This is a genomic window from Rhizobacter sp. (assembly GCA_019635355.1).
Lineage (GTDB): Bacteria > Pseudomonadota > Gammaproteobacteria > Burkholderiales > Burkholderiaceae_C > Rhizobacter.
In genome coordinates this window covers 776,040-789,425 of sequence record JAHBZQ010000001.1, presented here as the reverse complement: position 1 = coordinate 789,425, position 13,386 = coordinate 776,040, and the positions used below count along the sequence as shown (strand labels likewise).

The window sequence follows — 13,386 nt, the reverse complement described above, 5'->3', positions numbered from 1 at the left end:
TCCATTCAATGGTGGCCTTCGTGGCCGCCGCCGGGCTTGCGCACGTCGAGCGTCTTTGCATTAGCCTTCGGCGCATCGGCACGGGTCGCCGCCGGCACCTCGCCCGTGTACTCGTAGGCCACGCTGCCCTGCGGATGCTTGAACCAGCCCGGATCCTTGTAGCCGCCGCGCGGCACGTCGTCGCGCACCTTCACCACGCTGAACATGCCACCCATCTCCAGCGGGCCGAAGGGGCCGGTGCCGGTCATCATGGGCAAGGTGTTGTCGGGCAGCGGCATTTCCATCGAGCCCATGTCGGCCATGCCCTTGTCGCCCATCACCATGTAGTCGGGCACGAGCTTCGTGATGCGCTCGGCCACGCCCTTGTGGTCGACGCCGATCATGTTGGGCAGGTCGTGCCCCATCGCGTTCATCGTGTGGTGCGACTTGTGGCAGTGGATGGCCCAGTCGCCGGCCACGGCGTCGAACTCGAAGGCACGCATCTGGCCCACCGCCACGTCGGTCGTCACCTCGGGCCAGCGCGCCGAGGGTGGCACCCAGCCGCCGTCGGTGCCGGTCACCACGAAGTGCGGGCCGTGCATGTGGATCGGGTGGTTGGTCATCGTGAGGTTGCCCACGCGCACGCGCACGCGGTCGCCGGTGCGGCACACCAGCGGGTCGATGCCGGGGAAGACGCGGCTGTTCCACGTCCATAGGTTGAAGTCGGTCATCTCGGCCGTTCTCGGCGTGGCCGCGCCGGGCTCGATGTCGTAGGCCGCGAGCAGGAAGACGAAGTCGCGGTCGACGCGCATCTGCCGCACGTCTTTCGGGTGGATGATGAACATGCCCATCATCCCCATCGCCATCTGCGTCATCTCGTCGGCGTGCGGGTGGTACATGTGCGTGCCCGGGCGCAGCAGCGTGAACTCGTAGACGAAGGTCTTGCCCGGCGCGATCTGCGGCTGCGTGAGGCCGCCCACGCCGTCCATGCCGTTGGGCAGCATCACGCCGTGCCAATGCACCGCGGTGTGCTCGGGCAGCTTGTTGGTGACGAAGATGCGCACGCGGTCGCCTTCCACCGCTTCGATGGTCGGCCCCGGGCTCGAGCCGTTGTAGCCCCACAGGTTCGCCTTCATGCCGAGCGCCATCTCGCGCACCACCGGCTCGGCGACGAGGTGGAACTCCTTGACGCCGTTGTTCATGCGCCAGGGCAAGGACCAGCCGTTGAGCGTGGCCACCGGGTTGTAGGGCCGGCCGTTCGGCGGCATGAGCGGCGGCTGCATCGTGGCCGAGGTCTGGTAGACGGCCTCGGGCAAGGACGCCGCGCCGACGCGGCTGACCGCGGTCGCGCCGAGCGCCAGCGCACCGGCCGTGCGGAAGAAATCTCTGCGTTGGGACATGGTCGTTCTCTCAGTGGCCGGCCGGCGCTTCGGCGCCGCTGGCGGATGTCGTGGACGGGGCGGCGCCCGGCGCGGGCGAGCGGCCGGTCAGCGCGGTCTGCAGGTTGGTCTCGGCGACCCAGAAGTCGCGCAGGGCCTGCACGTATTCGGTGACGCTTCTCACCTGCTCGCGCGAATCGGCCAAGAGTTCGAAGACACCGATCAGCATGCCGTTGTAGCGAAGCAGGTTCTCTTCCGAGATGCGCTTGCGCAGCGGCACCACCTCGTCGCGGTAGTGGCGCGCCAGCTCATACGCGGTGCGGTAGGCGCCATACGACTCGCGCACCTCCGATTGGGCATTGAGCGCGACCTCCGCCGTGCGGTGCACGGCCTGCATGTAGGTGGCCTCGGCACGCCGGCTGCGCACGCTGCCGAAGTCGAAGAGCGGCAGTTCCAGCTCCAGCTCATAGCCGTTGGCGCGCGGGCCGTCGGTCTCGCTCTTGTTCTGGTAGCCCACGTGCAGCGCGTTGACGAAACGCGTGGCGCGCGTGAGGCCGAGCGACTTCGCGGTGGTCTCGGTGCTGCGTTTGGCCATCAGCACGTCGAGCCGTTTGTCGAGGGCGGTCTGCTCGGCGTCTTTCGGGGCCGTGGGCTCCTTGGGCAGGTCGGGCAGGCGCTCGGGCAGCGTGAAGCGCAGCTGATCACCCGAGACGCCGAGCAGGCGCGTGAGCCGCTCGCGGTCGGCCAGGGCCTGCTGCTGGGCCCGCGCGAGCCCGGCGGTGGCGTCGGCGTAGAACGACTGCTCGCGCATCTGCGCCAGCTTGTTGAAGTTGCCCGCCGCGAGCATGCGCCGGGCCAGCTCGCTGGAGGCATCGGCGGCGTCTTTCACCTGGCGGTAGTAGCCCACCAGCTCCTGCGAGGCCACGGCGTTGAAGTAGGCCCGGCGCGTGTCAGAAGCCAGGCCCACCGCGTCATACGCCGCCTGGAACTGCGCCTGCTCGAACTGCTGCTGCCGCAGCTCACGTCCCATCGGCATCGTGAGGAGACTCAGCACGTCGAACATGATGGCGCGCTCGATCTCGACCACGCCGCCCGCCGCGAGCCGGCCGAAGCTGAACACCGGGTTGCGCGGGCGGCCGGCCTGCACGAGATCGGACTCGGCCACGCCGAGCTGGCTGAAGCTCGCCTGCAGGCCGCGGTTGTTGAGCAGCGCCAGCTCGACGGCGCCGTCGGCGGTGAGCGGCGCCTTGAGAAGCTCCGCCACGCGGGCGCGGGCGGTGTCGCCCTGCTCCGGCGAGCGTTGCACGCTCACCGCCTGGCCCGTGCGCTCACGCGTCAGATCGGAGACCGCGCCCATGCCGCCGTCGGGCGAAAACGAGGCGCAGCCGGCGAGCATCGCCAGCGCGGCCGATGCGGCCACGGTGAGGCGGGCCCGGGTGGGCACACGCCGTGGAAGTGTGTGGTTCATGGTGTGGAAGACATCTGAGTCGCCCTCTCTCGAACCCCCACAGGGGATCGGTCGGGCCCTGCCCGTGCGCGGCGCGCACGAGCCCCATCCGGCCTCGCGCGGAGGCCTTCAATGGGTCAGATGCTTCGGGGAGGTCGCTCCGGGCCGCCCGACTGGAAGATCGGGGCCGGAGCGTGGAGGTCGGCGAACTGCGTGGTGCCAGCCGTGCCTGGCTCGGGCAGTTGCGGCACGGCGCTCGGCAGCGGTGTGGCCGAGCAGAAGGCCGAGCACATGGTGCATTTGTTGTCGTGGCCGGCGGCGTCTTGGGAGGCCTCACCATGATGGCCGTGTTGCACCTGCGCAGCGGCGTGGTGGTTGGCGTGATGATCGCCGTGGTGGTCGTCGTGGTGGTCGCCGTGATGCGCGTGCTCAGCGGTGGCCACGCGCAGCTCGATGGCCTGCCCCGAAGCCCCGGTCTTCGCGCACAGCATGGCCGCCGCCATCGCGCCCCGGACGGGGAGCAAAGCGACCAGCAGGACGACGAGCCAAAGACGGAGCTGCTTCACGGCGGCGAGGTTATCAGAGGGCTTTGGCGCAAGACATGACGGCGATCAGGGGCACTTTAAAGCTTGCCCCCGTGGGAAGGTCAAGCGACGGCGACGCTCAAGCCGCTGCGCACCAGTCGTGGCGGGCTCTGGTACTCGCGGAAGGCCTGGCCGCCGATGCTGTCGAGCCAGGCGTCGGCCCGCGCGCGCTCCTCGCCCTTGAGACTCTCGTACACGTCGCGCGCCCGCTGCATCATCCAGAGGCTGTACGGCCGCACGATGCGCTCGCCCTCCTCGCCTTCGAGCGTGAAGGGATGCGAGCCGATGGCCCGCGGGATGCGCTCGCCAGGGTGGCTGGCCAGGCAGGCTTCGAGCCGGCGAGCGCTGTCGGCCAGCACGGGCATCTGCTCGCGCATCTGGCGGCGCAGCACCGGCAGCAGTGAGGCCGGGATCTCGTCGCCGGGCAGGAAGTCGCCAGCCAGCGGCGCCGTCTGCGTCTCCAGCCGGTGCACCCAGCGCACCACGTTCGGCGCGAGGCGGCGCATCAGCGCGCCACTGGCCGGGTCTCGGTACTGGTGGGCGTAGAGCGGGCCGTAGAGCCCAAAGTCGGCGATCGACGGGCGAGTGCCGAGCGCATACGGCACCTGCGCGAAATGCGCGTCGAGCTCGGCCAGCAGCGCCTCATACGAACGCTCCACCGCCTGCTGCATCGCCGGGGTGGCGGCACCCAGCAGCACGGCCGCCTGGGCGAACGGCCCGGCGCGCTTGGTGCCGATGGCGAGCTGCTCGTCGGGCGTGGCGTTGGGCATGCTCAGCTCGCCGAAGGCGCGCATCGCCCACTCCCGGTTGTGGTGCCAGCGGTAGTGCATGGCCGGGATCACCAGCCATTCGTCGCCATAGAGTTCGAGCAGCGAGGCGGCCAGGCGTTGCACGCCGGTGGCCGGCACGACGGCCGGGCCGCCGTGTCGCGCCTCCAGCGTCTCGATGATGTCGGTGCTGTCTTGCAGGGTTTCGCCGCTGTCGCTCGTGACGACCGGGATGACGGCGAACCCCACGCGCGGCAGGATCACCTCCTTGTAGACCTCGGCGCTGGAGAGCACCTCCTGGTAGGGGAGCTGCTTCCAGTCGAGATAGGCGCGGACCTTGCCAGTGAAATAGCTGATCGGCGAGCCGTAGAGGGTGTAGTGGGGCGTGTGGTGGTTTGGGTTGGGCATTCAGAAATTGTGCGCGATGCCGGCCTGGATGGCCCGCGCCGTGCCGCCCGCCACCGGGTTGAAGCCCGAGGAGATGTAGTTGTAGCTCGCGGTGTTCTTGTTCTGGATCTGCACAGCGGTCACGTAGACCGCGGTGCGCTTCGAGAGGTTGTTGGTCACGCCGAGCGCGATCTGCCGCGAGTCGGCGTTCTCGCGCCCCTTGTCGTTGCGCATCACATACGAGGCCTTGAGCGTGTAGGTGCTGAGGCCCCAGCTCACGCCCACGAGCGAGTCGGCCACCTCGCGGTCGAGTTCGGTGCCGATGCTGGGCGTGGCGAGCGAGCCGTAGCGGTCGAGTGTCTGCGAGTGGTGGAAGCCCATGATCTTCACGTTGCCCGGCAGCGTGTACCAGGCGCCCAGCGACCACACCATCAGCTTGTTGTCGGACGAGACCGTGGGTGCGGTGAGCGCCGTGCCCATGTCGGTGAGCGGTGCATCGGTGCGCGAGATGCCGCCGGCCACCAGCAGCGGGCCGTTGAGGTAGGTGCTGCCGATGCCGATGAAGCGCGGGCCCACGCCCTCGCCCGCTGCGCCCTGCACGTACACCTGCAGCCCGCTCACCCAGCTGCGCGGGATGTGATACGCCACCGAGTTGCTCACCCGCACGAGCGTGGGCAGCGCGAGCGTGCCCTTGTAGATGGGCTGGTGGTTGACCGAGCTGCCCACACCCGCCGTGCCCCAGGGGTCGAAATACGCGACCGGCGCAAACGGCGGCGTGTAGTCGCGCCCGAAGCGCACCTCGCCCATCGGCGTGAAGAGGCTCACCGTCGCCTTGCGGTTCCAGGTGAGGCCACCGCTCGTGCTCGAGCCGGTGACGCGGTTGTTGGTGTTCGTGGGCACCCCGTTGCCGGTGTCGCTGCTCGCCTGCGACTCCAGATAGAAGTGCGCGCGGTAGCCACCCCCCAGGTCTTCGTTGCCGGTGAAGCCGATCTTGGTGACGTAGTTGCCGGCGTCACGCACCTGCCACATGCTGCCCCGCCCTTCCGAGCGCACGCGGGTCAGGTTGCCGTCGACCCCGCCGAAGATCGTCACGGTGGATTGCGCCGACACCCCGGCTGCGGCGAGCGTGCCCACCAAGGCCACGGCCGCACGGGCCGCGCTTGTGCGTTTCATGTTTGTCTCCTGGTTGGTTGTGTGCGTGCAGCGCTCAGGCGGCCTGCATCATGTCTTCGAAGTTCTTCGAATAGAACTGCGTGCGTGCCTCGTCGGAGAGCGCGCCCATCGAGCGCTCAAAGCGGCCGATCGGGTCGTTGGTGCCCTCGGGGTGCGGGTAGTCGCTCGAGAAGAGGAAGAGCTCGGGGCCTGCGTCGGCAATCATGCGGCCCACGTCTTCGCTCGGGAAGGGCGTGAACTTGAGCGCACGGCGGATCTGCTCCGAAGGCTTGAGCTTGAACGAGGCCAGCATCGGGTCGCTCTTGGCGAAGATGCCGTGCGCGATGTCGAGGCTGCGCAGGAACTGCGGCACCCACCCTGCGCCGAGCTCGATCACGCCGCCGCGCAGATGGGGGAAGCGTTCGAACACCCCGTCGCTCACCATCGACGAAATGAAAAGCTGCGGCGCCATCGGCAGCGCCACCAGGTCGCGGAAGCGCAGGTTCTCGCCGCCGCCGTGCACGTCGGGCGGGCGCGGGCGGCCGGTCTGGTCGTAGCCCTTCGGTTGGATGGAGGCGCCAGCGCCCACGTGCAGCATGAAGGGGATGCGCGACTCGCTCAGCTCGCGCCAGACGGGGTCAAGATCGGGGTGGCCCGGCGCGCGGTCGCCCGCGGGTTGCGACGGAATCCAGAACGCGCCGCAGCCCATGCGGATGCCTTCGCGGATCTCGCGCAGCGCGAGTTCGGGCTCCGACAGCGACACCTGGCCGACGGCGATCAGCCGCTTGTCGACCTTGCAGAACTCGGTGATGCCGCGGTTGTGCGCGCGGGCGCCGCCGTAGCGCACGTCGACCTCCTCATGCGAGAGGTACTGACCGCCTGCGAAGGTGGAGAAGACCAACTGGCTCGCGAAGCCAAGGTCGTCGAGCGCCTGGGGCCGCTCGGCCGCGGCGATCGCACCGAGTGCCGCCCAGCCCTTGGGACCGGCCACGACGTTGTGGCTGATCGCAGCGGTCTTTTCGGCATCTTTCACCCGCTCGACCTGGCGCTGGATGTGCTCGTAGGTGCTGCTGCCGGCCTTGGCGAGATTGAGCGGTTTCAGGCGGTCGCGGATGTCGGGGTCGGCGTAGGACGCGATCCAGTCCGGGGTTTCCATCAGGTGGCTGTCGGCGTCGTGCATGACGCGCTGGGTGGCGTAGGGCATTCGTTCTCCTGTCGCTTGGGGGTGTCGTTGTAGTAGAGAAATTCTCTACTAACGAATGCAACAAACACAAGCGAGGGAATTCCCTCCGCCAACCCGACGCCTGCGCGACAACCCGGTCTGCCCACGGGAATGGCACTTGCCGCAAACCGACGACAAGCACTGCCACAGAGGATTTGAAGATGTACCTCCGATTGCGCAAGCGCAAGAAGCCCCTCCCCACCGACCCGCTCGACCCGGCGCCCGCCGAGGCCACCGTCGAACCGGCCGCCGGCCCGGGTGAATCGCCCTCCTCCTCGACCAGCGACTGGGTGCCCGCCGAGCCCAATGAAGAGACGCCGGGCGCCAGCCACAGCATCAGCACCCCGCGGCACCCGAACCGCGGCAAGGCCCGTGAGTCCGCCCGCGGCTCGCACCGCTGACGGTAGAAAGGACCGGCCACGCCCCAAATTGCCGACCTGGCACACCAGGCCGGCGCGGCGAGCCGCGTCAGTGCAGCGTGTACGGCCTGAGCGCCGACGGCGTCTGCATGTCCTGCGCCGACTGCATCGCCTCGCGCGCCTTGCCACGCATCTCGTCGGGCGAGAGCGCCATGCCGACGCGGTCGCTGTAGTCGCGCGGCGGCTGGGCGTTGCGGGCCGCCTCGCGGCGCGCCGTCTCGGCGGCCCAGACATCGAGGGCGGTGACGCCCATCACCGCAATCATCGCCATCGCGGTGTTGCGGCGCTTGTGGCTGTTGGAGACGAGGTCGGCCGCCAGCGTGGCGAGGTCGAGCGCATCGCCCGCCACGCGACCCCACAGCCAGGGCTGCGGGTCCTTGGCGGTGAGCAGGCCGATGCCCGTCGCGATTTCCCGCACGCCGTAGGCTTGCAGCAAGTTCTTCCCGTAGTTCACGCCGGTGGCCTGCGCGGTGGCCTTCGGCGCGAGCAGCTCGGCCACGCCCAGCGCGATGCTGAACCAGCCGAGGCCCTTGGCCATCGCCTCGGGCGCTTTTGAAGTCTCGTTCATCGTCTTCCTCCTTGTGGCTGATCAGGGCTTCAACACGACCTTGATGCAACCGTCCAGCTTGTCGCGGAAGGTCTTGTACATCTCAGGCCCCTGTTCGAGGCTGGCCGTGTGGGTGATGACGAAAGAGGGGTCGACCTGGCCATCGACGATGCGCTGCAGCAGGTCGTCGGTCCAGCGGTTCACGTGGGTCTGGCCGGTGCGCACGGTGAGGCCCTTGTTCATGAGCGCGCCCATCGGCAGCTTGTCGACGAAACCGCCATACACGCCAGGGATCGAGAGGATGCCTGCCGGCCGGCACACGTAGATCATTTCGCGCAGCACGTGCGGGCGGTCGGTCTCGAGCATCACCGCCTGCTTGGCGCGATCGTAGAGGCCGTCGATGGCGCGCGTGGCGTGGCTTTCCATGCCGACCGCGTCGATGCATTTCTCGGGGCCCTTGCCCTTGGTGAGCTGCTGCAGCCGCTCGATCACGCTTTCTTCCTCGAAGTTGATCGTGATGGCACCGCCCGCCTTGGCCATCGACAGCCGCTCGGGCAGCCGGTCGATCGCGATCACCTGTCTCGCGCCCAGCATCACCGCGCTGCGAATGGCGAACTGCCCCACCGGCCCCGCGCCCCACACCGCCACCGTGTCGGTCGGCTGGATGTCGCAGGCGACGGCGGCCTGCCAGCCGGTTGGGAAGATGTCGCCGAGGAAGAGCACCTGCTCGTCCGACAAGCCGTCGGGAATCTTCACCGGCCCCACGTCGGCGAACGGCACCCGCACGAACTCGGCCTGGCCACCCGCGTAGCCGCCCGTGAGGTGCGTGTAGCCGAAGAGCCCGGCCGTCGTGTGGCCGAACACCTTGTCGGCCAGGTCCTTGTTGCGGTTGGTGGTCTCGCACACCGAGAAGTTGCCGCGCCGGCACTGCTCGCATTCACCGCAGCAGATGGTGAACGGCACCACCACCTTGTCGCCGACCTTGAGCTTCTTGTTCTCGGGGCCGACTTCCATCACCTCGCCCATGAACTCGTGGCCCATGACGTCGCCCTTCTCCATGCCGCGCATGAAGCCGTCGAAGAGGTGCAGGTCGGAGCCGCAGATGGCGCAGCTCGTCATCTTGATGATGGCATCGCGCGGGTGCTCGATCTTCGGGTCGGGCACCGTGTCGTAGCGGATGTCCTTCTTGCCGTGCCAGCAAAGGGCTTTCATGGGCGGTCTCCTGCGCAGTCGTGTGGACTGCGCGGCAAACCGCGTTCCGCGCGGGCCTTAGGTCAAGCTGCCGTCCTGCATGGCCTTGACGGTGTCGCGGATGAGGTGACCCGAGACCGAAAACCTCGGCGGCACGTTGGGCAAGGCGTCGATCGGGAACCACTGCGCGTCTTCGATCTCGTCTTCCTGCCGCACGATCTCGCCGCCCGCCCAGCGTGCGGTGAAGGCGCACATGAGGCTGTGCGGGAAGGGCCAGCTCTGGCTGCCGTAGTAGCGCAGGCCACTGACGCTCACGCCCACCTCTTCGGCCACCTCGCGGTGCACGCAGTCTTCGAGCGATTCGCCCGCTTCGACGAAACCGGCGAGCGCGCTGTACATGCCCTTGGCGTAGTGCGGCGAACGCGCCAGCAGCAGCTCGCCGGGCCGCCACACCAGCGCCATCATCGCGGGGCTCACGCGTGGGTAGGCCGTCTGGCCGCACGAGGGGCACACGCGCGAGCGTTCGCCCGGGTGCAGTTCGGTCGGCGTGCCACACACGCCGCAGAAGCGGTGGCTGCGGTCCCACTCGACGACCTGCGCCGCGCGGCCGGCCACCGCGCTCACCTCGGACGGCAAGGCCATCATCGCGGCGCGCAGCGGCGTGGGCCGCCAGCCCGGCGGAGCCTCGGGGAGCGTGAGGGCCCAGCAGTCGACAGCCGCCAGGGTGCCCAGGTAGTGCTTGCCGGTGGCCAGTGGCGTGAGCAACCGGCTGGTGAGCGGCTGCAGCGCAATGCTGTCGGCCTCAGGGATCAGGAGGTCACGCCCGACGAAGGCGAAGTGCCAGGCGTCGTCGGTCGACTGAAGCGCAGGTCGGCTGGCGGGAACGAAGCTCATGCGGCGATACGGTGGTGCAGGACCCCCGCATCATCGCCGGAACGCGTGACGTCTGCTCGCGCCGCCTCAGGGAATGAGCAGCACCCGCCCCACCGCCTGCCGGCTCTCGATGTAGGCGTGGGCATTGGCGGCCTCCGAGAGGCGGAAGGTCCGGTCGATCGGCATCTGCAGGCGGCCGGCGGCCAGGTCTTCCAGATAGCCCTGCACCGCCTTGCGGACCCGCTCAGTGGCCATCTCGTAGGCCAGGCCCAGGCCGATGAGCGAGCGGTTGGCCGCCATCAGCGGCCCGGCGTCGATGCGGGCGCCATCGCGGCCCGAGAAGCCGATCATCGTGCAGCGCCCCTTGAACGCGAGTACCTGGATGCTCTTTTGAAGCGTCTCCCCGCCCACGCCGTCGAGCACCACGTCGACGCCGCGCTTGCCGGTGGCGGCCATCACCGCCTGCACGAGGTCTTCACGCTGGTAGTTGATGCCGACGTCGACCCCGAAGCCGGCGATGCGCGCGAGCCTCTCGTCGCTCGACGCGGTGGCGATCACGCGGGCCCCGGCCCGCTTGGCGATCTGGATCGCCGCGACGCCCACGCCGCTCGCGCCCGCCTGGATCAGCACCGTCTCGCCGGGCTGCAGGCGGCCGTATTCGAGCAGGCAGTTGTCGGCGGTGCCGAAGGGGATGGGCGCGGTCGAGGCGAGGCCGATGTCCATGCCCTCGGGCACCACCCAGGTGGTGGCGGCAGCCGCCGCGCGCAGCTCGGCATGCGAGCCATGCGCGCCGGTGGTCACGACCCGCTGGCCGACGCGCAAACCACTCACCTCGGCGCCCACCTCCACGATCTCGCCCGCGGCCTGGTAGCCCACGATGTGCGGCACCGACGGCAAGACACCGCGCCAGCGGTTCACCGTGTCGCCGCCCTCGATGCTCACCGCCTGCACCCGGATCACCACGCCCTTGGGCGCGCACACCGGGTCGGGCACGGTCTCGTAGCGCAAGACCTCGGGGCCGCCGTTCCGGTCGTAGACCGCTGCTTTCATCGTTTGTCTCCCGTCTTCGTGTGTTCAGCGAGCACCGCGCGCGTCACGCCGGCCGCTCCGTCCAGTATTTGCGCAGGGCCGAGCGGGGGTCGTCGATCACCGTCTCGTGGTCGGTGTCGATCACGAGCGTCGAGCGCGCGGGCAGCGTGTAGCTCGGCCAGTGCGGCAGCTTGTCGTTGTTGGGGTTGCCCTTCGCGGCGAACGAGGCCCACACCGACGACATCATTGTGGCCAGGCGGCGCTGGCTGTCCATCGGGCCGTTCAGCGCGCGGCGGATGTCGTGCATGCTCGGGCCGATGTCGACACCGTGCGTCGCGCCGAACCGGCCGCCATACGCCGGGCTCGGCGCACGCCAGAGATACGTCCACACGGGTGCGCCGAGCGCGGCGGCCTTGCGGTCGGCCTGCAGGTGCGCGGCGCGGCGGAAGCCCATGTCGGTGTCGAGCCGCACCTGCATCAGGTAGGGGCTCGCGCCCGGGTCTTCGTCGCGGTATTCCTTGAGCAGCAGCTCGGCGTCGGCGCCTGCACGCTGCTTGAAGAAGGCTACGAGCCCGGCGTCGTCGAGGTCGAAGTTGACGGTGCGGTAGCTGCGCTCGTCGAGCGTGGTGCCGATGATCATCGGCACGTGCGCCGACACCTCCGGCGCATCGGGGTCGAACGGGTGGCGTGGCAGCGCCCCGCCCTCCTGCGCCACCGGCGCGAAGCTGCGTGGGGCTTCACCGCGCGAGCGGTCACCCATCTCCAGCGTGACCTGCGCGGCCAGCAGCTGCTGCATCGGCATCTCGTGCAGACGCGGGATCTGCGCGCGGTTGAGGCCCAGCACCTGCAGGAACCGCTCGGCCTGCGTGGCGGCGTATTCGGGTGTGGCGAGCTTCAGCACCGAGCCGCTCATCACGCCAGCACGGTGGAAAAGCCCCGCCGCCTTGGGCATGGCCATGAGCGTGCTCGTCTTCGCCCCACCGCCCGACTGGCCGAACACCAGCACGCGCTCGGGGTCGCCGCCGAACGAGGCCACGTTCTCGCGCAGCCAGCGCAGGCCGGCCACGATGTCGAGCATGCCCATCACGCCGGAGTTGGCGTAGTCGCTGCTGAGCGACGAGAGGTCGAGAAAGCCGAAGGCGCCCAGCCGGTGGTTGAGCGTGACGACCACCGCATCGCCGTGCTTGGCGAGCATCGCGCCATCGCAGCCGGGTGCGTTGCCCGAGCCGCCGTACCAGCCGCCGCCGTGCAGGTGCACGATGACCGGCTTCTTCGCGTTGCGCTGGAGGGTGGGCGTCCAGAGGTTGAGCACCAGGCAGTCTTCGCCCATGCCGCCACCCTGGATGTCGAAGGTGATCATGTCGGCGTAGTCGCGCTGGCGGCTCGACGGCGCCTGCGGGGCGAACTGGCCGTAGTTGGTGGCGTCGCGCACGCCCGTCCAGGTGGGCGGCGGCTCGGGGGCACGGAAGCGCCGCGCGCGCCCCGTGTCGGCACCGTAGCGCAGGCCCTTGAAGGCGTGCACGCCGTCGCTGCTGAGTCCTCGCACCCGCCCCTGCGCCGTTTCGACCTCGGGGAAGAGGTCTTCGGCGCGGATCATCCTGTCGGTGGCTCTGGAGACGGGTGCAGCGAGGCTCATTTGGGAGGCTTTCTCTTCTTGGCCGCGGGGGGCGGCGTGGGTTGGGCAGGAGCCGTCTCAGCGGTCGTCTGCGCGGCCAGCACGAGCTGGACCATCGCGTCGCCACCGAGATCGATGTGTTGGTGCATGGCCCGTGCCGCCGCCGCGGCGTCGCCGTCGCGGATGGCCTGCACGATGGTGCGATGCTCTTTGTCGGACGCCTTCAGGCGGCCGGGTTTGTCCATGCTGCGCTGGCGGTAGGCCGCGAGCGTGCGGCGCACCGAGCGCACGTGCTCCACGAGCACCGGGTTGCCGCTGGCCTTGTAGATCAGCTCGTGCAGCACCGCGTTGGCGCGCTCGTAGCCACGTCGGTCTTGCGCTTCGGCGCAGGCGGACGCCTTGGTCAACGCTGCTTCGAGCTCCTTGCACTGCTCGCTGGTGGCGCGGCGCGCAGCGAGGCTCGCGACGATCGACTCCAGCTCCGACAGCGCTTCGAGCGTGGCCACCAGCTCGGCGGGCGTCGCCTTGCGCACGTAGATGCCCGAGCGCGGCGCAATCTGCACCAGGCCTTGCGTGGCCAGCACCAGCAGCGCTTCACGCACCGGCGTGCGCGAGGTCTTGAACTGCGCGGCGAGCGCCTTCTCGTCGATGGCGCTGCCGGGCGGCCAGGCGCCGGAGAGGATCTCCTGCTCGACGGCGATGCGGATGCGGTCCTGCAGGCTCGTGCTCGAGCCGGCAGCCGATTGACGGGCCAGAATCAGGTCCATGATCTAATATATCAAAAGTCACTTTATA

General features: G+C 69.2%; 13 protein-coding genes. 1 reads left to right on the top strand and 12 read right to left on the bottom strand.

Annotation, left to right across the window (positions count from 1 at the left end; genetic code table 11):
- Positions 1-5: 5 nt before the first annotated feature.
- From KF892_03440 to KF892_03415, 6 genes are all read right to left on the bottom strand, one after another.
- Positions 6-1,379 (bottom strand): copper oxidase, encoded by a 1,374-nt coding sequence (locus KF892_03440; protein MBX3624043.1) that lies wholly within the window; start codon positions 1,377-1,379, stop codon positions 6-8.
- Positions 1,380-1,389: 10 nt separating this feature from the next.
- Positions 1,390-2,826: a TolC family protein gene (locus tag KF892_03435; GenBank protein MBX3624042.1), complete on the bottom strand. Its 1,437-nt coding sequence runs from the start codon at positions 2,824-2,826 to the stop codon at positions 1,390-1,392.
- A gap of 116 nt (positions 2,827-2,942) precedes the next feature.
- Positions 2,943-3,371: a hypothetical protein gene (locus tag KF892_03430; GenBank protein MBX3624041.1), complete on the bottom strand. Its 429-nt coding sequence runs from the start codon at positions 3,369-3,371 to the stop codon at positions 2,943-2,945.
- An 80-nt stretch (positions 3,372-3,451) separates the two neighbouring features.
- Positions 3,452-4,564, bottom strand: a complete 1,113-nt coding sequence (locus tag KF892_03425; GenBank protein ID MBX3624040.1) for a glutathione S-transferase — start codon at positions 4,562-4,564, stop codon at positions 3,452-3,454.
- On the bottom strand, positions 4,565-5,716 hold the full coding sequence (locus tag KF892_03420; GenBank protein ID MBX3624039.1) for a porin: 1,152 nt from the start codon (positions 5,714-5,716) through the stop codon (positions 4,565-4,567).
- A gap of 34 nt (positions 5,717-5,750) precedes the next feature.
- The gene (locus tag KF892_03415; GenBank protein MBX3624038.1) at positions 5,751-6,899 is read right to left on the bottom strand and encodes an amidohydrolase family protein; all 1,149 of its coding nucleotides are present in this window, start codon (positions 6,897-6,899) and stop codon (positions 5,751-5,753) included.
- Positions 6,900-7,078: 179 nt separating this feature from the next.
- Here KF892_03415 and KF892_03410 point away from each other — a divergent pair, with 179 nt between their 5' ends.
- On the top strand, positions 7,079-7,318 hold the full coding sequence (locus KF892_03410; protein ID MBX3624037.1) for a hypothetical protein: 240 nt from the start codon (positions 7,079-7,081) through the stop codon (positions 7,316-7,318).
- Positions 7,319-7,385: 67 nt separating this feature from the next.
- Here KF892_03410 and KF892_03405 read toward each other — a convergent pair whose 3' ends face one another.
- From KF892_03405 to KF892_03380, 6 genes are all read right to left on the bottom strand, one after another.
- Positions 7,386-7,904: a hypothetical protein gene (locus tag KF892_03405; GenBank protein MBX3624036.1), complete on the bottom strand. Its 519-nt coding sequence runs from the start codon at positions 7,902-7,904 to the stop codon at positions 7,386-7,388.
- A gap of 21 nt (positions 7,905-7,925) precedes the next feature.
- Positions 7,926-9,095, bottom strand: a complete 1,170-nt coding sequence (locus KF892_03400; protein MBX3624035.1) for a glutathione-dependent formaldehyde dehydrogenase — start codon at positions 9,093-9,095, stop codon at positions 7,926-7,928.
- Positions 9,096-9,152: 57 nt separating this feature from the next.
- Positions 9,153-9,968: an NAD(+) diphosphatase gene (nudC, locus tag KF892_03395; GenBank protein ID MBX3624034.1), complete on the bottom strand. Its 816-nt coding sequence runs from the start codon at positions 9,966-9,968 to the stop codon at positions 9,153-9,155.
- 66 nt (positions 9,969-10,034) lie between these two features.
- Positions 10,035-10,997, bottom strand: a complete 963-nt coding sequence (locus KF892_03390) for a zinc-binding dehydrogenase (GenBank protein MBX3624033.1) — start codon at positions 10,995-10,997, stop codon at positions 10,035-10,037.
- Between the two features lie 43 nt (positions 10,998-11,040).
- Entirely contained in the window at positions 11,041-12,612 is a 1,572-nt protein-coding gene (locus tag KF892_03385) for a carboxylesterase/lipase family protein (protein MBX3624032.1), read from the bottom strand.
- Positions 12,609-13,358: a GntR family transcriptional regulator gene (locus KF892_03380; protein MBX3624031.1), complete on the bottom strand. Its 750-nt coding sequence runs from the start codon at positions 13,356-13,358 to the stop codon at positions 12,609-12,611. Before KF892_03380 ends, KF892_03385 begins: the two co-directional genes overlap by 4 nt.
- Between the last annotated feature and the right edge of the window lie 28 nt (positions 13,359-13,386).